The following is a 20,626-nucleotide window of genomic DNA, read 5'->3' on the forward strand; positions in this document are numbered from 1 at the left end:
CCTTGCCGTCTCGCTCCAAAAGAGCTAAAATAATATAAAGAAATAAGCTATACACAGGTGTATTTAGAAAAACTGGAAATCCAAGGATTCAAATCCTTCGCCGAAAAAACCATGTTGGAATTCAGGCCACCCCAAAAGGACGGCCATTTTAAATATGAAACCACGGGCATTGTCGGGCCTAATGGCTCGGGGAAATCCAACATCGCCGATGCGGTGCGCTGGGTGCTGGGCGAACAAAGCATCAAAACCATCCGCGGCAAAAAATCCGTGGATGTTATTTTTTCCGGTTCGGATAAAAAAGCGCGGCTGGGCTTTGCCGAAGTTCATCTCTATTTAAATAACGCCGACAGACAAGCGCCTATTGAGTATCAGCAATTAATTCTCGGCCGACGCCTTTACCGCAACGGGGAAAGCGAATATTTAATTAATAAAAATAAGGCTCGACTCCAAGATATTCTGCTTCTTTTGGCTAAATCCAACATGGGGCAGAGGACTTACAGCGTCATCGGGCAGGGCATGGTGGATTCCGTGCTTTTAGCCACGCCGCAGGAAAGAAAAGAACTTTTTGATGAAGCGGCGGGAATAAAACAATATCAAATCAAACGCGACCAGTCACTCAACAAACTTGAGGCTAGCGAAGATAATCTCCTGCAGGCCGAATCACTGCTGCTGGAAATCGAGCCGCGCATGCGTTCACTCACCCGTCAAGTCCGGCGTTTGGAACGGCGCGCGGAAGTGGAGCAGGAATTAAAAGACAAACAAACTTCTTACTACGGTTCTTTATGGCAGGAAATCACCAAACAGTATAACAAACAAAAAATTACGCTTTCGGCCAAAGAACAAGAACAACAAAAAAACCAGGAGGGAGTCCGGGCGATACAGACAAAACTAAATTCTCTGGAAAAAGAAGAAACGCAAAGCAGCGCCTTTATCGCGCTCCAACGGGAGTACGAAAAAATTATTGAAGAAAAAAATAAGCTGCGCGAACAGGAATTGCTATTAAAAAATAAAGTTGAACTGGCCAAAAGGATGCAAGACCGCCTGCCGGAAATAATGCCCTTAGAAGAAGTTATAGAAACCTTAGAACAAATTTCTGGACTGCAAAATAAGCTTCTGGAAAAAATCCGCAACGCCAAAGATTTGGTAGACCTGGAAGCCATAAAATATCAAACGGCGGAAATTACTGAGAAATCTAATGACTTGCTGGAAAAATTAAAAAATCCCCAAAAAACAAGGGGGGTAAAAATCGACCCGGCACTATTGGCAAATATAGAAAAAATCAGCCAACAAATAACCGCATTAAATTCCCAAATCGCCGAGGTGCAGAAAAAAATGACCAATTTCCAAAAGGAAGAGGAACAAAAGAAAGGAAGATTTTTCGACCTGCAGAGAGAATTTCAGGAAAAACAAATGGCCCTAAACCGCATTACGAACGAAGTCAACGATATTAAAATTGAACTGGCGCGGCTGGAAACCAAACGAGAAGATTTAGAAAATGAAATGAAAGAGGAATTAAAGGATTACGAAACCGTAATCAGCCAAAGTGAAAAAATAAATACGCCAACCAACCGTGAAGAATTGTGGCCGGAAATTCAAAGATTAAAACACCAGCTGGAGCTGATTGGTGGCATAGACGAAGAAACCGTCCAAGAATATAAAGAAACCAAGGAACGTTATGACTTTCTCTCCCAGCAATCCGCAGACCTTAAAAAAGCCATCAACGATTTGGAAAAAGTTATAGAAGAACTGGATGAAACTATTAAAAAACAATTTGATAGTGCTTTTAATAATATCAATAATGAATTTGAAAAATTCTTTCGCATACTTTTTAACGGCGGCAAAGCCAATTTAATTAAAATCACCGAGGAAGAAGAATTAAAAAACAAAGAGGAAGAGCTAAAAACGCTTGGAGAAAACGCGGAAAACGAAGCTCCCGCCACCAAAGTTCTTCAAGAAAAAAAACGTTTGCGGCGCCGGCTGGCCACCTGCTCGGCCATAGAAATCCACGCCACTCCCCCGGGCAAAAAATTAAAGGGCATCTCTATGCTCTCCGGCGGCGAACGCGCCCTGACTTCCATCGCTCTTATTTGCGCGATTATTTACCACAACCCCGCGCCGTTTGTTTTACTGGATGAAGTTGACGCCGCCCTTGATGAATCCAACTCCATCCGCTTCGCGGAAATTCTGGCCATGCTTTCCGAAAAAACACAATTTATCGTTATCACCCACAATCGTTACACCATGGAAAAATGCGGCATCCTTTACGGCGTGACCATGGGCGACGACGGCGTGTCCAGATTGCTTAGTATGAAACTGGAAGAAGCCGCCCAGCTGTCGTCAAAGTAAAAAATTACCCTTCTTGGATAAGCCTATCTGCGGTTCGACTGAGCTCACCGAAGTCCGGCAGACAGGGAGGGACAAGGGGTAGTTTGATGTTAGGGCGGGAGAAAAAATAATTTAGATAAAATAACCCCACTTCATGTTTGAAGCGGGGTTTGTAATTTTAGGAAAAGCGGCGGTGTTGGCGGGTGGCAAAAATATCAATTAAGCATCCTATCTGCACGGTGAGATTATTATATCTTGCAACAATTCCCCGGGCTTCAGTCAAATAACCCCTTGTCAAATACGCTTTGAAAAGGGCTAGGTGACAATTTGCCTGCGCAGACTCCCAGCCAATTTTCTTAATATATTCAAACACCTTATCAAAGTCCTCTTTTTCGCCCGTCGTTTGAGCGAGGAGTATTTGAGAATTCGCTCTTGCCTCCGCATTAAGCCCTTTAAAATTTTCGTCATTTTCTAGAAACGAAAAAATTTCTTCAATATATTCTTCCGTACCTGTTAACCTGGATAAGGACAACATCGTGGAAATTGCCAATTCTTTCTCCTTAACTTTCAATATTTTTATATAATCTCTAACCACATTAAAACTTTCCTCATCTTTTTTAACTTCCGCCCAGGTCAAATAAATACTTGCGCCCAGAGATTTATAGATAAATAACTCCAATCCTTCTTTACTGTGAAGTTTCTTGTCCGCTTCCTCAAAATAACCGTGTTGCAAATATGCTTTTATTAATTCGGCATAAATACTTACATCGTAAATCTCCTTAATTTTACTGCTCGTGGAGATGTATTTCTCTTTGATATCGCGGATATATTCCTCGACCCTTTCAAAATCTTTTCTTCCGCCGAAGGCCTTGGCAAAATAAATGAGTGACTCCAATCGTGTCCGCTCGTCTTCAATTGTTTCAATAAACTCCGAAGCTTTTCCAAATTCCCCGTTGTTGATATAAGCTTTGGCCAACTCTCTTTTCCCGGTTCCATTGGCATCGCCGACACGCTCCCTGGCCCTAACAAAATCTTCGTCTTTTTTGGTAACCTGCGCCAAATATATCTGGGCGAAAGCTTTGTCTTTCGGATTTTCAATCTTTACAATATACTCCCTCGCTCCCTGAATATACTTGGCATCGCCTGTAATTTGAGCCAGGCGAATCATAAACTTTGTTCTTTCATAAATATCCTTTTCTTCTTCCAATAAGTATTCAATTACCTCCAAATCACTCGCCAATAAAAACGTGGGCTCTTTCAATAACAACACCACCAAAAAATGAGGGATGCGGCCAGAGTTAAGCTCTTTCATCAATTGTGTTGCTTGTCCTAAACTTGCTTTTTCCATTTTAATTTCTCCTTGTCCGTTGGCTATCGGCAAAAGATAGTATCGTTATGAATTATTATCATAGTGGTACTACCCGGCCCAATAGACAGTGGACTTTTTGAATTGTAATGAACACCATACGGCTTATTCCGTACTGGCTATATCTTGAATGAAAGCGCGATTTTTGTCAACCTCTTGACATTTTAAAGCCAAAGCTATACAATAAAAACACTATTATAAATAAACTTTTTTAATCGTTTTTGCTATGTTATCTATCAGATTATCAAGAGTCGGAAAAACTAAACAACCAAGCTACCGCCTTATTGTGGTGGAAAAATCTAAGGACCCGTTTGGAACCTATTTGGAACAGCTGGGGTTTTACAACCCGCGAACCAACCCGAAAACTATTCAGTTAAACGCCGAGCGCATTAAATACTGGATAGGAAAAGGCGCCCAGCCGTCGGACACTATCCATAATTTGTTGGTAGACGCTAAAATTATAGACCAATCCAAAGTTAAAACCGTAAATATCAGCAAAAGGAGAGCGGAAAAATTAGGTCTTAATAAACCCAAGGAAACGCCAGCCGCTGTTCCACCGGCCGAGGCTAAACCGGCACCCGAGGCCGCAACCGCTCCGGCGGAAAATACTCCGCCCCCGGAAAATGCCGCCGCCCCGCAAGAAGATATTCCCCCAGCGGGAAATATCGCCAAAACGTAACGCCTGACCAGTCAGTTGTAAACTGACGGTCTTGACCCGCCGGTCGCGACTGACAGGTCTTGACAAAAAACATCTTTTATGATACGCTTAATAACGTAAATAGTTCAAAGCTATTTGCTCATTAAACTAAGTAATTAAAGAAAACAAGTATGGCAGTAGGAGACAAAGAGTTTTTGGAGTACATCGTTAGGTCTATCGTCGGACATCCGGACGATGTGAAGATCGAACGTACGCTTGATGAAAGGGGAGTTTTACTCTCTTTGAGCATTAACCCGGAAGACATGGGTTATGTCATCGGCAAACAAGGTCAAACTGCTCGTTCCATCCGCACCCTTTTGAAAATTGTTGGTGCCAAGAATGATGCCAGGGTCAACCTCAAAATTCTCGAGCCCGAGGGTTCTACCCACCAGAGATCCAGAGACAGAGATATTGATACCTCCGCAGTTGACGATTTAAAAATCTAATTACTATCTATAAAAACAAAAGTCATCCCGAGACAAAAGGGATGATTTTTGTTATCTTATGTAAAATATGAAACCTAAAATTCAATTTGATATTATTACTATCTTTCCGCATTGCCTGGATTCTTATGCTAAAGAATCCATTCTTAGAATTGCCCAAAAGAAAGGGCTGATAAAAATTAATTTTCACGACTTGCGCGATTATACCGTAGATAAACACCGCACCGTTGACGATAAGCCCTATGGCGGCGGGCCGGGAATGGTAATGATGGCAGAGCCGCTGCATAAGGCCATTAAAAAAATGAGTTCGCTCGATAAAAAAATTCGGGAGAAAAGAAAAGAAAAAATAATTTTACTTTCACCGACTGGTAAAACTTTTGACCAGAAAAAAGCGCAGGGCTTGGCTGAACTTAAACGAATTGTTTTTATCTGCGGCCGCTATGAAGGAATTGACGCGCGCGTGGAAAAATTTATTGACGAAAAAATTTCCATCGGCAATTACGTGCTCTCCGGCGGCGAATTGCCAGCCATGGTCATTGCCGAATCGGTAACACGCCTCATCCCGGGAGTATTGGGCAGATACGAATCTGTCAAAGAAGAAAGTTTTTCTGATGGACAAAATTCGGAATATCCTCAATATACCCGTCCGGAAAAATTCTTAAAATGGCCGGCGCCAAAAATACTTCTCTCCGGCAATCATCAAAAAATCGCCGACTGGCGAAAAAATAAGCAAAAGAAAAAACCCCGTTAAATGCGGGGTTTGTTGTTTGCATCTCCTTCTATATTGCCATAAATAACATAGAGAATGGCATGGTGGAGAATATCACTTAAGACGCAAGACGCTCCAAGGGCCAAGAAAAAAAGAGCTGAAAAAAACGGGAGACCGAATAATAATCCAACGCCGGCCGAAAAAATAATAATGAACCCCCAGTGCGCGTGATGCAGACCGATTTTTTTATCTCGCCAAAAAATATAAATTCTTTCGCGACTGCCTTTGGCGCCAATGATGAATCGAAAAAATATCATCAGGCCTTCTTGTAAAAAGACCACAGCAAAAATAAAAATCAGATAGGCCTGGGCTTGGGAAAAATTTTTAATCGGGGAGGTCAAGAACTCGCCATCAAATTGAAAAATATCTTCCCAATTATCAACGAGCCATTTTGAACCAGCGTAAGCGATAAAAAAAAGAACAAAGGTCACGGATAATGGAAATAAAAATTTTACTATCTTCACTTTCCCCTCCTCGGAGTTTGGTGTTTTTAATTTTAAAAGTCCAATGAATAAACTTACCACGAAAACGCTTTGGCGTCAAGCCCTTATAAATAGCCCAATTTCTTTGTGGATAAAGTGTTAATTCAACCCTCAAAAATCCTTGACAAACATTTGACCTTATTGTAAGATTATTTCACGGTCTTTGAAAACCGTTTTTTAGCTAAAATTAGCAATCTTTGCGGTTACAACGTCTAAAAGTGGTTAGAGATATCCACGATAAAAAATCTCAAGAGACAATCACTTAGGTGTGGTGGTCTTATTAAGTAAATCCGTTTAACTTAATATTCTCTTATATTTTGAGAGTTTTGTAGTCGGGGCTATTGTAAAATAGTTCCGATAAAACTCTTTATTGAGAGTTTGATCCTGGCTCAGGATGAACGCTGGCGGCGTGTTTAAGGCATGCAAGTCGAGTGGGTTTAGACCCACGGCAAACGGGTGAGTAACACATTGGTAACCTACCTCGAGGACGCGCATAACTCTGCGAAAGTGGAGATAATACGCGATATGGATGGGGGGACAAAAGTCATTCCCATTGAAAGTTCCGACGCCTCGAGATGGGCCTATGTCCTATCAGCTAGTTGGTGAGGTAATTGCTTACCAAGGCGATGACGGGTAGCGGGTGTGAGAGCACGACCCGCCTCACGGGGACTGAGACACTGCCCTGACTCCTACGGGAGGCTGCAGTCAAGAATATTCCTCAATGCGCGAAAGCGTGAAGGAGCGACGCCGCGTGATCGATGAAGCCCTTCGGGGTGTAAAGATCTTTTCTTTGGGACGAACTAATGACGGTACCAAAGGAATAAGGGGCTGCAAACTTCGTGCCAGCAGCAGCGGTAATACGAAGGCCCCAAGCGTTATCCGGATTTATTGGGCGTAAAGGGTCCGCAAGTTGCTTGTTAAGTCAGTGGTCAAACTCCAGAGCTCAACTCTGGAACTGCCGTTGATACTAACAAGCTAGAGGTCGGGAGAGGCGAGCGGAATTGCCGGTGTAGCGGTTAAATGCATTAATATCGGCAAGAACACCAAATGCGGAAGCAGCTCGCTGGAACGCACCTGACACTTAGGGACGAAAGCGTGGGGAGCGAACGGGATTAGATACCCCGGTAGTCCACGCTGTAAACCATGGTCACTAGGCATTGGGAGTAATCGACCCTCTCGGTGCCGTTATTTTAAGGTAACCCGTTAAGTGACCCGCCTGGGGAGTACGGCCGCAAGGCTAAAACTCAAAGGAATTGACGGGGACCCGCACAAGCGGTGGAGCATGTGGTTTAATTCGACGGTAAGCGAGGAACCTCACCAGGGCTCAACTACTAGCTGCAAATCCCGAGAAATCGGGACGCCTTCGAGGGTGCTAGATAGGTGCTGCATGGTTGTCGTCAGCTCGTGTCGTGAGATGTACGGTTAAGTCCGATAACGAGCGCAACCCCCATTCTGTGTTTTACGTGTCACAGAAAACTGCCCCGTATAACGGGGAGGAAGGAGGGGATGACGTCAAATCAGCATGGCTCTTACGTCCTGGGCAACACACGTGCTACAATGGCCAGTACAATGGGTCGCCAAGCCGTAAGGCGGAGCTAATCCCATCAAAGCTGGTCTCAGTTCAGATTGAGGTCTGCAACTCGACCTCATGAAGCTGGAATCGCTAGTAACCGCGTATCAGCTATGGCGCGGTGAATACGTTCTCGGGTCTTGTACACACCGCCCGTCACGTCAAGGAAGCCGGCAATGCCCGAATCCCGAGTTCTCGGGAGAAGGTAGGGCTGGTGACAGGGACGAAGTCGTAACAAGGCATCCGTAGCGGAAGCTGTGGATGGATCACCTCCTTTCTAGGGAGAAAAAACAGATAGAATGTTCGAATTCGACATTCTATCCATTTAGGTCGACTCCGAGCAATCGGAGTAACGTTGTAACCACAAAGGTCTGCTAATTAGTGAAAAAGATTGGCTCTTTACTCTTGATAATGCCAATCTTTTTTGGTATAATACATAAATAAATTGAGGCCGTTGATTAATTTAACGGACTCATCCTGATCCCGCTTAGCGGGAGAAGGATCTCGGAACGCTACTTAAAAGACCCCTCGGGCGCGTAGCTCAGTTGGTTAGAGCGCCACTCTGATAAAGTGGAGGTCGATGGTTCAACTCCATCTGCGCCCACCAAAGAAAGATATTTAAATACTCTTTTAACTGGCGGGATGATAAAATAGAAGTTGATAATAAAACTCTCGTAGTCCCGAGTATTCGGGACGGAGACCCCGACTTTATGTCGGGGCATCTGCGCCCACCAAAATAAATAAAACCGGCGGGAGGGCACCTAGCTCAGTTGGTTAGAGCGTCACATTGACATTGTGAAGGTCAGAGGTTCAACTCCTCTGGTGCCCACCAAACATTTATGGACAATCAACCGTCTGTTATAAAAAAATATATCCTGGAATCCCTGGAACAGCTTGAACCGGTGGACGAGCAGGAAATTCAGGATAAAAAGAAAATCAAAAATTTTTTGGTTTTGCATCCGCAAAATTTTTATGACATTGAAAATTATAAAGGCCACGTCACGGTAAGCGGTGTTATTGTCTGCCGCGACCAGCTATTGCTTTTTAAAAAAAATAAATCCTCTCCTTGGGGACAGCTTCATAATCATTGTGAGGAAGGAGAATTCCCCTTCGCCACCATAAAAAAAATACTGGAAGAAAAAACCGGAATAACCGACCTTAAACCAAGGTTTATAGATGAGGAGGAAAGACCGCTCCCCTATCAATGTGAAGTTTATGACATAGATGTCACACCGGACATTAAAACCGACCCCAATCATACTCATTTTGATTTGCTGTATCTTTTTGATATTAAAGACAAAAAAGCAGAAACGGAATTATCAGGAGAAGCGAAATGGTTTCCCAAAAACGAAGCGGCTAAACTAAACAAGCGCCTGCGGAAAGTGATTATGAAATTAATGGGGAAAATAATAATGTAAAATACGCCGAGGTAGCCCTGCCTGCCGGCAGGCAGGTCAGCGGCCCGCTCGCAACGCCAAGACATCGTTTTGGCGGACGAGTAAATTAAAATATTAAATATTAGAAATAAGTTAGTGCATCTGCCATTCATTTGCCGAGGTAGCTCAGCGGTAGAGCGAAGGACTGAAAATCCTTGCGTCGTGAGTCCAACTCTCACCCTCGGCACAAAACAAATTCAAAATTCAAAAATCAAAATTAAAAATGGGTACAAAATTTTTGAATTTTGAATTTTTCATTTATGGCGGGGCATAGCGCAGTTGGCTAGCGCGCCTGCTTTGGGAGCAGGAGGTCGTGAGTTCAAGTCTCACTGCCCCGACCAAGTTAAATCTTTTTAATAAAATTATGGCTGAACCAAGATTTGGAGAAAATTTTAATCCCGACGCAACCAATCGATTAGATATTCTTAAAAAGACAGAAGATCTACCCGAGTATGTTGACACTAGCCGAGAAATCAGGGAAGCGTTAAAATCAACTATTGAAACCAGGGGATGGCCCGAATGTCCGGAAATTAAAACTGTTGAAGATTTATTTTTATTGGCCAAAAAAGAAGTAAGCCACAGGTGGACCGAGGGAGCGCAAAAAATTTTATGCGAACAGACAAAAAAATGGGCGGAAGAAATACCTGACAATCAAGAGAATAAAGAATTACGACAAACTCTTCTCTCTCCCGATTTACTAAGTAGTGAAATGGAGATGCAGAGATTCGGAGCGATGGAAAAATTACGAGACATCAACCCGTCAGCCTGGAGAACCCTATTATTGGCTTCATCCGAAAGACAATTAGCCTCAATAGTTCTTCTAAGAAAATGGGCAGCGGATTTGCCGGAAGAAAATCTAAAATCTCTCGGAGTCAGCCGAACCGAATTAGAATTACTGCTGGACTCTGCTGGTATTGTTGGAAAATATGTTGACCAAGCTTATATAAAACAAGTTGAGTTGGCTGATGCCCCCGGCGGATCGTCTAAAAGCGCTTGGGCGGGGAAAGTCGGCGCTGAATATCTTTACGATATTCAACCTTCACCCGAGAGCCAAACGGTTAAACCGACAAGCTACAAGGATGTCTTTGCTTTTGAATGGCCTAAATTAATTAATCGTTTTCAAGTTTTGGCCCAAAAAGTGGAAACCCTACTTGATGACAAAAAACTGCCGGAATCATATCGGGGTCTGCCGGAATATCTGCGAGAAATGTCACAAGTATATGGTTCTGAAAGTGTTTCGCCAAAAGAATTAAAAAAACTCTGGAACAGCTTGCTCGCGAAAAATTTGAATCTGGCTAACGCCGGATGCCCGCTGATGTTTATCCCCCAAAGCTGCGATATGGTGGCCGGGGAAGCGGCTAAAATAGATGTGGAAATTCGCTTGGCTATTCAGACTCCGGAAACAAAAAAATTAACCCAAACGATGAATGATTTTGGGGGCGCCGCTCAAGAGCTCTTGGCTGAAAATAAGGATGCTTTAAAAAATTACTACGACATCCCGGCGGTTGTTATTAATGTCCAACCCTTTGCTTTTGGCCCCAATTTATACTACTTTACCGAGGCCGAAGCCGGGAGAGAATCAATTCTTTTACATGCTAATATAAATCAGGAGTTGTCATCCAAAGAGAGAATTCCGCTCTTGGAAAAAACCTTGGGACAACCAATTGATAAAAATAAATTTAAAGAGGCCTCAGGCAAAGATACGGTTCTTCATGAATTGGGCCATACGGTTTGCGTTGAAGATGACCCTTCTGTCAGAAAACGCATCGGCACTGGTTCTGACGCCGCTATTATGGAAGAGCTAAAAGCCGAAACCGTAGGAATGGAAATACTGCTTAGAAAACAAACGGGCGATTCCAAAGAAAAAGAACAAATTATTGAACAACAATTTTTGGCTAAACTGGGAGCGCTGGAGCAATACTTAGCTTACTATTCCAGCGAACCTGGCAGCAGTACGGAGCGGTATTATTTTACCGGCGTGGCCATTATCTCAAAACTTTTAGAAGAAGACGTTTTAGTTGAGCTTGGAGATAAATACATAATTACCGACGCTGAACGCGGTCTGCGAATTATCGCCGATATGGGTTTAGATATTCTTAAAAAAATCTATGCTAATACCGCTGACCAGCCAAAGAAAGTAAAAGAAGCAATGAAAGAATATGTTAGAGATGTTAAACAAAAAGAAAAAACTCCGCCGGTTGACAAATTTATCAAAAATGTTAAAAAGGATATCCGTGCTTCCAATTAGGCCAAATCTTAAAAATTCGCGGGTGTCGCCTGCCTGCTCGCCTCGCTACCGCTATGGCGAAACAGGCCGGCAAGCAGGTATAGTGGTTTATTACCCGCCCGACTGCCTAGCGGCAGCAAGGCGAACGGGTGTCAGTCCCGCTACAAGAGCGGGATTTCGTCCCGAGCACTCGGGTCTCAACCTTCCCAACATATTTGCGGGAGTAGTACAATGGTAGTACGCTAGCCTTCCAAGCTAGACACGCGGGTTCGATTCCCGTCTCCCGCTCCAAAGAAAAAGCCCCCCGAGTACTAGGGGGGCTTTTTTGAAGTATCTTTACGACTGCGCTTGAATAAAAATGTAAATAAATTATCAACTATCCCAGTTTATCTATTTCTTTTTTAAGATATCCCTCCATTTTTTTGATATTTTCCTGCAGTCTTTTCATCACAAATTCGTCGTCCGCCTCGGTAGGAGTCCCTATGGCTTGTTGTAATTTTTCCAAATCATCCTGTATAAGTTTAAAGACTTTAGCCATGTCGGTTTTAACGACTAAGAGTCGCAGTGCCAATTTCTTCCTCCGATTTTTATAAAACCAAGCTCCTCCGCCAAATCCTCCGGCTATTATTACAAGAAGAAATATCAAAGCGCCCCCCATCCCCAGTTGAAATTTCCCGATCTGAATTATGGGTTTTGATTTGACCTGTATATTTTGAGATTCAACCGTAAGACTCAAAGCTCCTCTCGCATCTTGACTCTGCGCCAATACAACATACTGTCCGTTTCGAAGCAGCTGATTACCAAAAATAAACTCCCAATTTCCTTTATCGTCTGCAATGGTAGTACCTTCTGTGACAACTTCCCCTTTCCCCTCTGGTAATACCCTTTGCACCCTAAGGAGAATATTGACATCGGGTAAAGCCGTGCCTTTTGCCGCTAGACCCTGCTCATTTTCAGAAAAAAGCTCTCTTGGCACAAAGGTAATGGTCGGCGAAGCAATAGGAAAAATCTCTATCTCTACGCTATCTTCAACACTATTCTCCGCTAGATCAATGGCCTTGACGAGTACTTTCTTTACCCCCGGGGCCTGAAGTGGCAATTTAAAGCTACCGGTAAAATCCGCGGCGGGAAGATTGATAAAATCGCCATCGCCAACTCTTATTTGATACTCTTTAAGACCCGAGAGGGCATCCGATGATTGGAATTGAAAAGTGGGCGCAGGATTGTCGGTTTTTTCTCCTTCCAGAATATTTACCTCGAAACCAAGCGGCGGTTGAGTATCAACAGCTATTTTATGATGTGCACTTGGCCCCCAGCCGATATTATTTTTAAAACGAACATGGAGATAGGAAATGCCATCAGATAAAGCGGCGAACATTTTGTTATTAAAAAGACCTTCTGATTTTTCTCTTACGACAAAATTGGGCTGCTTGTTAATCGCGGTACTCACGCCGGAAATATCAAGCGGTAAATCCCAGCTTGCTGTAAATTGCGCCACCGAGTTATACCAACGGTCCTCTTCGGGATAGAGTGAAATTTTAAGAATGGGTTCTAGGGGCAACTTCCCCGAAGGTACGACTTCTCGAACGATTTGTTGAGGCTCGGGAATTTTTTGCTGGGGTTCCGGAACTTTTGGAATAATCCTTTGAGGGACTACTGTAATAACTGCGTCATTCATCCTTGATAATATATTTGCCCCACTTCCATCAGAAGCGGTGATGGCGGCTTCCGTAAATGAAAGCGTGCCGCTGCCGGTTCCCTTTGCCCGAAACTCTATTTTGAGAATCCCGACCGCGCCGCCCGAAACTCCAAAGGGAGTTCCGCCTGTAAATGATATGGCGCCTTCGGAGTTAGAAAATTGAGGTTCTTCAAGCCAAAAACTGAGTGCCGATTCTGTTTTATTTAAGGCCGTCACTTCCAGCGTATCTTTGGGAAACCGAATTGTCGCCTGAGCCGCGTTAAAACCCACCCCTTCGCTATCAATCCTAAGTTCAACCGTCATTTTTTCTCCGACTCCAATTTCAGAACTGACGGGTGTCAAAGAAAGTGTAGCGGCCTGCGCCGAGGAAAAAATTCCCGAAGCAATGACGCCGACCAATATGGCTATAATTGTTTTAAGTTGAGGTTTCATTTTTTTATAGTGCGAATAAATATGCTAAAATCCGAAATATCTATTTTCCCATCATCATTTAAATCTATTATTTTTTTCTGATTTTTGTCTTTCGCTCCCCAATTTGAAAGAAACATACTCCAATCTTTAATATTAACCGCTCCATCACCATTTAAATCAGTTTTGGGTAGTGTCAAGCGAGATATCACTAAAGTATTCGTGGGCGAGTAATCGCTTTCTCGCTTTTGACCGGTGTCAACCTGCTTTACCCGCACGCGATGAGTACCAAATTCCAATATACCAGTATCTACTGCCACCTTGTATGACCCGTCTTTTTCTACATTCGCTTCTTTTTTTATTATATCATCTATTTCAACAATAACGCTATTATCCGGAGAGGCATTACCGGCAATAATGGCCGTTTCCCCTCGGCTGACCAGGCGCTGCGGAAGTCCAATGGTGGGTGGCACTAAAATATCTTTTACTATAAAGTCGTTTTCGAGAGTGCCAATATTAAAAAATTTCGTTTGCGTGGCGTGATTGTCCCTATCTTTAATAAGGAGGCCAAAACTATGCAGCCCCTGCGAAACGCTGACAAAATTTACCTGAAAAGTTCCGTTCTCATCCGCGACAATATTCTGATTTACCATTGTCTCAAAACGAACATCTTTATCTACTATAAATATTTTAGCATTAGGGAAGGCTCTCCCGGAAAATGCTACGGTAATGGGTTTTGCCCTGCCTTCACTAGATGGAATCGGCTCTGGTTCTGGCGAGGACAATGCGGTGGTCTCTTGTGTTGAGATATTATTTAAAGCTATGGGATCATCTGTATCGCTTAATACCGACGCAATGTTTGTTATGGTGCCAATGGTACTTGAATCAATAGGAGAGGTTACTGTTATACTAGCCGACTGACTACTTGCGATAACACCAAGATTGCAGGGAAAAATAGAGCAAGCGCCTTGTGAGGAAGTAAGAGACGGAGAAGTAAGAGCGAGCGGCAAGGTGTCTGACACTACTACATTCTCGGCATTGTCAGGGCCATTATTGGTGACAGTGATGCTATAGGTAAGGGTATCTCCGGCAATAACTGGATCGGGGCTATCTAATTTTGTTATTGATAGATCAGCCGATGCGCCAGTAGTCGCCGCAGTGGCGGCACTTACAACATTAGAGAGCAAGGATTCATTTAGTACTTCATCGCTGGTTTTGATGGCAAAATAATATGTGGTTCCGGCAGTCAGCCCGGAAATGGTCAGGGACTGCGCGGTGCCAGCTATTTGCGGAGTTGGCTCGCCGCTGACTTGAGTGGCGGAATTCCACTTGCTTTCATTGTTGATATCACTTGTTCTGTAACGGATATCGTAGGTTGTCGCAGTACCGCTGTTCTCATCATCACCGGGCGCGGTCCAGGAAAGATCGACCGAAGAAGTGGTGGGGTTGGCAGCGGCCAAATCGCTGACTGCCGAAGGAGCGGTTGTGTCAGAAGCCGTGGCAAAAATAACCTCTTGCGTAGAATCCACATTCAACCCAGTTCCTGCCGAGTCAAGAAGCGAAAGGGTGACGGTTTCGGCGACTAAATCATTAATTTCAATAGTCCCGACGCCGTTGACAATGGTTACTGGTCCTTCGCCCGTGGCTGAACCACCGGCAACCAGGGTAACATTTCCTTGATAAGAAGTGTCAACCTTGTTGTTGTTTTTTTGAGCTTCAACGGTGATGGTGACTGGCGTGCCAACTGTGCTGTCGTCTGGATCTAAAATGACAAATTTAACCGCGCCTTCTCCCCCCGGCGGTTTAGCCGCCGCGACAGTCGAAAAAAGAAACAAAATCAACACCAAAATAAATAATGGGAAACGTATGTATTGAAGTTTCATTTGGTCGACTGTTAAGGATATTATTTCGCCGCTTTTCTGCCCTCAAGATAATCTTTTACTTTTTCAATTATTTCTTGGATTGGGTGCTGGGATTTTACAAAGTAGTCATCAGCGCCCAGCTCCAGGGCCCGTTTGATTGTCATATCTTCTCCAAGATTTGATAAAACAATCACCGGAATCAATTTCCATTCGGGGTTCTTTTTTGTCTCCCCTAACACATAAAAGCCATCTTTTTTGGGCATCAAGATGTCAAGTAAAATAAGGTCTGGTTTTTTTCTCCCTATTTTCTCAATTGCCTCCTCTCCATTTTTAGCGACATCAACCGTACAACCCTCTGCGGTTAAATTATCTTCAAGCGTCCGAATCAAAAAATCTTCATCCTCAACAATTAATACATGATTCATATTTTAGTTTATTTATCTTTTTATTTTTAACTTTTACACCCCCTCGACCTTTTAGGGATGCGTAAATAAAAGGTGGTGCCTTTATTTTCTTCTGATTTAAACGAAATTTTTCCGCCAATCTTTTCAGCCAGCATCTTGGCGATGTTAAGACCGAGACCCGTGCCATTTGGTTTTAGGGCTTTTGCATTGGAGGCACGATAAAATCGCTCAAACATTCTTTTCTGCTCCCTTTTGGGGATACCAATCCCGGAGTCACGAACAAAAAATATTACTGCCCCTGATTCTTCCTTAACATCTAAAATCACTTTCTGGCCCGGCATTGAATAATCAACGGCGTTAGAAAGAAAGCATCCAAGAATTGCTTTTAATATTTCCGGGTCCGTTTCAATGGTAAGCACCCGATGATTTAAGGGGCCCGATAACACCACCCCTCTCTCTTTGGCGGCGGCGGCCGCTATAATTAAAACGTCTTTAAAAAGAGATGCTACTGAAATTTTTTCTTTTTTTATGAGCGTCTCTTCACTCTCCAACCGCAATGTGCTCAATATTTCGGAAATAAGTTTAATCATCCGTTCATTAATTTTATAAATATCGTCAAGATACTCTTTTTGTTTTTTTGTCGTCCGGCCTATAACCCCCTTGTACATCGTCTCAATCAGCCACTTGGTGCCGGAAAGCGGAGTGCGCAATTGATGAGAGGCCAGCGATAAAAAATCCATCCTAATCCGCTCCAATTCTTTTTCTTTAGTAATATCATAAAAAATTTCTACCGCTCCCGCTATCTTTCCTCTAAACAGCAAGGGGCTGATAACACTGGTTGCCGGAAATCTGCTTTTGTCTTTTCGGATATAATAAAAAGTAGGTAGTTTTTCAATACCACCGGTAGTGGTAGTGGTAGTGGTAGTCAATATCTTCCCTGCCAATACCTTTGAAAGAATTCTTTCTTTAAATGGCACTTTTTTTCTATTTTCATCTTCCCTTGGAATAATTTCAACCAAAAATTTTCCAATAACTTCTTTTTCTTTCCAATCAGTCAGCGATTCAAAGCCCTTGTTGACACGAATTATTTTCCCATCTTTATTAACAACCACCAACCCCATTACATGATCACCGGCAGAGGAAAAAATCGCCTCCTGTTCAGCAATTCTTCTTTCTGGAAGAAGAATTCGTTTTCCCCACCTTTTTATTTGTCTTGATTTTTTAACTTTTTTCATAACTCAATAATAAACTTTTATTAAAACCTTCCTCAAATAAAAAACACCGTTAAAAACGATGCTTTTATTAAAACTTTTTACCAAACCAGAAAATCTGCGGGCGTTTCTCTCTCTCGTGTTCGGATAGTATTAACGTAATTTTCTTAATTTCGACACAAACCATACCCCCCTCGCTACATTATAAAAAATAAAATACACTTTATTTAATCGACTTAACCACTCTAATAATAGTAAAGAATTTCAATCGTGACAAGACCGGTTTTTCCACAATTCCCGCTCGCCTCGCTTTGCTTGCGGTAGCGAGGCGAGCGGGCAGGTTTCAATAATTTTTTGTATCTGATTCACCTTACCTTATCCGATAATTCAAATTAACTTCAATAATTAACTCTTGCGAACCTTGGGGAACCGTAGGACTGGCTCCGCTACCACCCTTGCCGTCCCCATAATAATATCCGGCCGTGTCCGGAGAAGAAACCACATTTTCCCACCAGCCGACAATCTTCCCTAATCTGACGTCAAGCGCCGAAGAAATGTCCGTGGCTTTGGTACGGGCGTCGGCAATGGCTTTTAACCTTGCTTCCTGCTTTAAATCATTTAACAAAGAGGTTTCAAAGGCCACACCAGTGATTTGATTGGAACCCGCCTTGGTCGCCGCGGCTATCACCGCCGAGACCCTGTTGGAATTTTTCTGGATGTCACGGACTTTCACGATAATGCTCTGGTTGGCGTTATAGCCGCTCAATCTAGAAATATTATCTACATAATCATATTGCGGATATAAAGAATAATTTTGCGTCTGGATATCTTCTTTGGAAATCCCCGCGGCTATCACTGCTTTATAAACTTTATCCATTTTGTCATTTAACTGCGTAAGCGCGTCTTCGGCTTTGGCCACTTTATCAACCTGAACGCCAAGATTTATTTTGGCAATATCCGGCTCATAAGCAACTCTCCCCTGCCCGACCACGTTAACCTGCCATTGGGGTGGATTTACGATGCGGTCGCGGATAAGGGAAATAGTTAAAACGCCGGCAACAAGCAAAACCACAATAAGGCCGATAATGACCTTGGGACTGCGCCAACTGGCGCAACAATTTTCACTCATATTATCTTTCCTTTTTAAACGGCCGAAAGGCCGTTTTTTAATTATTCAACAGAGTAATTATAGCAAAAAGCAAACCCCTTGACAAAACCCCTGAAATATGCTAAAATTTACGGTTAATCGTTTCTTGAAAATAATGGTCAAAAGCCGTTTACATAAACAAAAAACACACAACTAAGGAGGAATTGAAATGGGAAAGATTTATCCGATTAATATTGTGGCTCTCCATAAAGAGCCCCACGTTGATGATGCCGGGGCCTATTTGCTTGCCAAAGAACACGGGGGAAAGATTTTCCCGGGTATTGAAACAGCAAAAATAGAATTTCTTGGGGAAAGATTCAATAATGGTGATGAACTCCTGAAAACCGGCACTCTTTGTTTGGGAATCGGGCGAGGAAGATTTGACGATCACGCTCCCGAAAATAAAGGGGAAACTGCGTCGTCACTCATGGCTATGTTTCTCGGCATAGAAAACGAAAAGGGCGTAAAAAACTTTCTCCGTTACACTCATAACGTTGACAGTCGCGCCAACGGGGACTCGTTCGACCTTGCCAATATGTTAAAGGTATATTGGCAGGCCTACGCCAATATGCCCTTATCGCCAGAAGAAAGGCGGGAGAAGGAAATGATGGTCTTTGATTGGGCAGCCGCCGCCATAATCGCAAAACTTGAAAATCCGGAAATGCCGAAGGGGTTTCATGTCAAAAAATTGCTAAAACAATGCCAGCAAGAGGCAGAAAAAGAAAAATTAGACATAACGCCTTCGGACTACATCGACATTGAAAAGTATGTGGAACAAATTGATAAGGGTCAAAGAATCCGACCCTGGGGATTGGCGGTGTTGGCGGAAATAATCACACAAAAAACCGGCGACCAGCAATGGTTTTATGATGCGGTGCTTGTAAAAATCCGCGACAGAATCTACTATCGTTATCAACTCGGGGAATTCGATAGGAAAGCAAAAATTTTTCAAATCACCGCGCCCAATGGACAGCAGATACGAATTGCCACTCTTAATGACGACGGCGCTTACCACAACAAAATTTTTAGAAACGAAAATGGCGGCAAGTGTGATATTCTTATCCAAAAAACCAGCGCGGGGAATGTTCAAATCTATACCAATTCCCGCAGTAAAAACAAATTGCCGATTAAAACAGTAATTGCTATTATACGCTCGGTAGAGTTGGAAAAGAAAAAAATTGATTCCCGCCGATTCCCTATGCCCTACCTTGAAAAATACGGAGAAATAGACGAAATACCCATCTGGTTTTACTCCGAAAGGGGAGAAATGTTGCTGAACGGCAGTTTAACTGCCGATAAGCCGGCGACAACACTAACTCTTGAGCAACTTTTACAGATAGTCAAGTTCGCTTTTGAACCTGACCGTCTGCCGAAAGAATGCTGGCGGAGCAAAAAATGTTCCGAACCTTCTTGCATCCTGTCTGTTTTGAGAATGGAATTCTGCTCTAATCTGAGACGCTTCGCCTCCCAAAACAATCCCCGCCGCGATAAGCAGCCGACGCCAACCGGGCGTAAACCTCAACACCTAAATCCGCGCCCGGAGGAAATCAAAACACCTCCGACGAAAGAACAACCTCGGTAAAAATTTTTACCACTTACAAGGCCCTTCAAAAATGAAGGGTCTTTTTTTATTGATTTTTTTGAAATCTCAGAATGTGTTATAATTAAAGATAATAAATAAAAATTTCTTATGAAAAAAATTATTTTTGCGTTGAGCGTCGCGCTTTTCGCCTGCGCGCCTGCCTTGGCCAGTCCCGACGCATTATCTAATAATAAAACCACGGCGGGAAATAGCAACGGACAGGCGACAGAAGAAGCCGCCGCCGAAGAAGCAACTTCTCCGACCGAGATGGTCGAACCCGCAACGCCGGTTGAAAAAGTTGACGTAGATGAAGTTACATCTTCTTCTGAAACCCCGACCGCTTCTTCGGCTAGCGGAACAACGAACCAAGCCACCGTGGAAGAATCAACTCAAAATGCGGGGGAGGATAAAGCTATCCAAGTTCAGCAAGAATTACAAATTAAAGCGCGAAATATAAATGAACTCAAAGAAATAATCCAGACAAAAAAACTGGAATTAAAAGAAGAACTGCAAAACTTACGGGAAAACAAACTTAAAAAAATCTACGAAAATCAAAATATAGTCAGAGAAGCAGTTCACTCCCTGCTTTCCGCGGAAAATCTGACCGGAGGTATCGGTCCGCAAATTTCGGCGATTGCCCAAGAGTTTAACAATTCAGTCCAGTCCACAATCCAAGCCGAGGAAAAACTCCAGACCCGCAACCGGATTATTAAATTTTTTACCGGCGGAGACCAAACAACCGCCAGCGTGCTTGAGCAAGAAGCGGAAAAAAATCGCACCCGAATAGAAAAATTGAACCAACTCAAAAATGAGTGTACAAATTGCGCCGAAGAAGTTAAAACGGTCCTACAAGAACAGATTCAAAAAGTAGAACAAGAACAAACTCGTCTGGAAAAAGTCGCCAAAGCAGAACAACAAATCAAAGGCATTTGGGGCTGGGTCAGGGGGTTGTTTCAAAAATAATTACTTTACAAAAACATCCCGATTTCTCGGGATGT

15 protein-coding genes, 5 tRNA genes and 1 rRNA gene are annotated in these 20,626 nt (G+C 43.1%); 14 read left to right on the forward strand and 7 right to left on the reverse strand.

What is annotated here, in order from left to right; translation table 11 throughout:
* Nucleotides 1-57 precede the first annotated feature (57 nt).
* Complete coding sequence (locus tag PHG22_03765; GenBank protein ID MDD5490880.1) at nucleotides 58-2,346, forward strand: AAA family ATPase; 2,289 nt, start codon at nucleotides 58-60, stop codon at nucleotides 2,344-2,346.
* 157 nt (nucleotides 2,347-2,503) lie between these two features.
* Here the strand turns inward: PHG22_03765 and PHG22_03770 are convergent, their stop codons facing one another.
* Nucleotides 2,504-3,673 (reverse strand): hypothetical protein, encoded by a 1,170-nt coding sequence (locus PHG22_03770; protein ID MDD5490881.1) that lies wholly within the window; start codon nucleotides 3,671-3,673, stop codon nucleotides 2,504-2,506.
* A gap of 244 nt (nucleotides 3,674-3,917) precedes the next feature.
* Between PHG22_03770 and rpsP the strand changes: the two genes are divergently transcribed.
* The 3 genes from rpsP (at nucleotide 3,918) to trmD (ending at nucleotide 5,582) form a co-directional block, all read left to right on the forward strand.
* Complete coding sequence (rpsP, locus tag PHG22_03775) at nucleotides 3,918-4,370, forward strand: 30S ribosomal protein S16 (protein MDD5490882.1); 453 nt, start codon at nucleotides 3,918-3,920, stop codon at nucleotides 4,368-4,370.
* A 149-nt stretch (nucleotides 4,371-4,519) separates the two neighbouring features.
* Entirely contained in the window at nucleotides 4,520-4,834 is a 315-nt protein-coding gene (locus tag PHG22_03780; GenBank protein ID MDD5490883.1) for a KH domain-containing protein, read from the forward strand.
* Between the two features lie 67 nt (nucleotides 4,835-4,901).
* Nucleotides 4,902-5,582, forward strand: a complete 681-nt coding sequence (gene trmD / locus PHG22_03785) for a tRNA (guanosine(37)-N1)-methyltransferase TrmD (protein ID MDD5490884.1) — start codon at nucleotides 4,902-4,904, stop codon at nucleotides 5,580-5,582.
* On the opposite strand, the gene PHG22_03790 is transcribed toward trmD, so the two are convergent.
* On the reverse strand, nucleotides 5,579-6,064 hold the full coding sequence (locus PHG22_03790) for a hypothetical protein (GenBank protein ID MDD5490885.1): 486 nt from the start codon (nucleotides 6,062-6,064) through the stop codon (nucleotides 5,579-5,581). The genes trmD and PHG22_03790 overlap by 4 nt on opposite strands.
* Nucleotides 6,065-6,448: 384 nt before the next feature.
* On the opposite strand from PHG22_03790, the gene PHG22_03795 reads away from it, so the two are divergent.
* From PHG22_03795 to PHG22_03830, 8 genes are all read left to right on the forward strand, one after another.
* A 16S ribosomal RNA gene (locus PHG22_03795) occupies nucleotides 6,449-7,929 on the forward strand.
* 253 nt (nucleotides 7,930-8,182) lie between these two features.
* Nucleotides 8,183-8,259: transfer RNA gene (locus PHG22_03800), tRNA-Ile, on the forward strand.
* A 148-nt stretch (nucleotides 8,260-8,407) separates the two neighbouring features.
* A tRNA-Val gene (locus PHG22_03805) sits at nucleotides 8,408-8,484 on the forward strand.
* Between the two features lie 7 nt (nucleotides 8,485-8,491).
* The gene (locus PHG22_03810; GenBank protein ID MDD5490886.1) at nucleotides 8,492-9,070 is read left to right on the forward strand and encodes an NUDIX domain-containing protein; all 579 of its coding nucleotides are present in this window, start codon (nucleotides 8,492-8,494) and stop codon (nucleotides 9,068-9,070) included.
* 133 nt (nucleotides 9,071-9,203) lie between these two features.
* Nucleotides 9,204-9,275: transfer RNA gene (locus PHG22_03815), tRNA-Phe, on the forward strand.
* A gap of 77 nt (nucleotides 9,276-9,352) precedes the next feature.
* Nucleotides 9,353-9,429, forward strand: a tRNA-Pro gene (locus PHG22_03820).
* Nucleotides 9,430-9,452: 23 nt separating this feature from the next.
* Nucleotides 9,453-11,336 carry a hypothetical protein gene (locus PHG22_03825; GenBank protein MDD5490887.1) on the forward strand — a complete coding sequence of 628 codons (1,884 nt, stop codon included), beginning with the start codon at nucleotides 9,453-9,455 and terminating at the stop codon, nucleotides 11,334-11,336.
* Between the two features lie 196 nt (nucleotides 11,337-11,532).
* A tRNA-Gly gene (locus PHG22_03830) sits at nucleotides 11,533-11,606 on the forward strand.
* An 85-nt stretch (nucleotides 11,607-11,691) separates the two neighbouring features.
* Here PHG22_03830 and PHG22_03835 read toward each other — a convergent pair.
* From PHG22_03835 to PHG22_03855, 5 genes are all read right to left on the reverse strand, one after another.
* Nucleotides 11,692-13,446, reverse strand: coding sequence for a cohesin domain-containing protein (locus tag PHG22_03835; GenBank protein MDD5490888.1), 1,755 nt, complete (start codon nucleotides 13,444-13,446; stop codon nucleotides 11,692-11,694).
* Nucleotides 13,443-15,305: a fibronectin type III domain-containing protein gene (locus PHG22_03840; GenBank protein MDD5490889.1), complete on the reverse strand. Its 1,863-nt coding sequence runs from the start codon at nucleotides 15,303-15,305 to the stop codon at nucleotides 13,443-13,445. Before PHG22_03840 ends, PHG22_03835 begins: the two co-directional genes overlap by 4 nt.
* A 20-nt stretch (nucleotides 15,306-15,325) precedes the next feature.
* Nucleotides 15,326-15,709: a response regulator gene (locus PHG22_03845; GenBank protein MDD5490890.1), complete on the reverse strand. Its 384-nt coding sequence runs from the start codon at nucleotides 15,707-15,709 to the stop codon at nucleotides 15,326-15,328.
* Between the two features lie 26 nt (nucleotides 15,710-15,735).
* Complete coding sequence (locus PHG22_03850; protein MDD5490891.1) at nucleotides 15,736-16,923, reverse strand: PAS domain-containing sensor histidine kinase; 1,188 nt, start codon at nucleotides 16,921-16,923, stop codon at nucleotides 15,736-15,738.
* Nucleotides 16,924-17,269: 346 nt separating this feature from the next.
* The gene (locus PHG22_03855; protein MDD5490892.1) at nucleotides 17,270-18,028 is read right to left on the reverse strand and encodes an SIMPL domain-containing protein; all 759 of its coding nucleotides are present in this window, start codon (nucleotides 18,026-18,028) and stop codon (nucleotides 17,270-17,272) included.
* Nucleotides 18,029-18,215: 187 nt separating this feature from the next.
* Here PHG22_03855 and PHG22_03860 point away from each other — a divergent pair, with 187 nt between their 5' ends.
* Together PHG22_03860 and PHG22_03865 are read left to right on the forward strand one after the other, a co-directional pair.
* Nucleotides 18,216-19,628, forward strand: coding sequence for a hypothetical protein (locus PHG22_03860; protein ID MDD5490893.1), 1,413 nt, complete (start codon nucleotides 18,216-18,218; stop codon nucleotides 19,626-19,628).
* A 108-nt stretch (nucleotides 19,629-19,736) separates the two neighbouring features.
* Complete coding sequence (locus tag PHG22_03865) at nucleotides 19,737-20,591, forward strand: hypothetical protein (GenBank protein MDD5490894.1); 855 nt, start codon at nucleotides 19,737-19,739, stop codon at nucleotides 20,589-20,591.
* The last annotated feature ends 35 nt before the right edge of the window (nucleotides 20,592-20,626 follow it).

Source organism: Patescibacteria group bacterium (assembly GCA_028716045.1).
Classification (GTDB): Bacteria; Patescibacteriota; Patescibacteriia; order JAQUQO01; family JAQUQO01; genus JAQUQO01.

Bases quoted from the DNA above. Each gene is read 5' to 3' on its own strand.
- PHG22_03770 (MDD5490881.1), bottom strand. From the start codon at position 3,673: ATGGAAAAAGCAAGTTTAGGACAAGCAACACAATTGATGAAAGAGCTT.
- rpsP (MDD5490882.1), top strand. From the start codon at position 3,918: ATGTTATCTATCAGATTATCAAGAGTCGGAAAAACTAAACAACCAAGC.
- PHG22_03780 (MDD5490883.1), top strand. From the start codon at position 4,520: ATGGCAGTAGGAGACAAAGAGTTTTTGGAGTACATCGTTAGGTCTATC.
- trmD (MDD5490884.1), top strand. From the start codon at position 4,902: ATGAAACCTAAAATTCAATTTGATATTATTACTATCTTTCCGCATTGC.
- PHG22_03810 (MDD5490886.1), top strand. From the start codon at position 8,492: ATGGACAATCAACCGTCTGTTATAAAAAAATATATCCTGGAATCCCTG.
- PHG22_03825 (MDD5490887.1), top strand. From the start codon at position 9,453: ATGGCTGAACCAAGATTTGGAGAAAATTTTAATCCCGACGCAACCAAT.
- PHG22_03835 (MDD5490888.1), bottom strand. From the start codon at position 13,446: ATGAAACCTCAACTTAAAACAATTATAGCCATATTGGTCGGCGTCATT.
- PHG22_03840 (MDD5490889.1), bottom strand. From the start codon at position 15,305: ATGAAACTTCAATACATACGTTTCCCATTATTTATTTTGGTGTTGATT.
- PHG22_03845 (MDD5490890.1), bottom strand. From the start codon at position 15,709: ATGAATCATGTATTAATTGTTGAGGATGAAGATTTTTTGATTCGGACG.
- PHG22_03850 (MDD5490891.1), bottom strand. From the start codon at position 16,923: ATGAAAAAAGTTAAAAAATCAAGACAAATAAAAAGGTGGGGAAAACGA.
- PHG22_03855 (MDD5490892.1), bottom strand. From the start codon at position 18,028: ATGAGTGAAAATTGTTGCGCCAGTTGGCGCAGTCCCAAGGTCATTATC.
- PHG22_03860 (MDD5490893.1), top strand. From the start codon at position 18,216: ATGGGAAAGATTTATCCGATTAATATTGTGGCTCTCCATAAAGAGCCC.
- PHG22_03865 (MDD5490894.1), top strand. From the start codon at position 19,737: ATGAAAAAAATTATTTTTGCGTTGAGCGTCGCGCTTTTCGCCTGCGCG.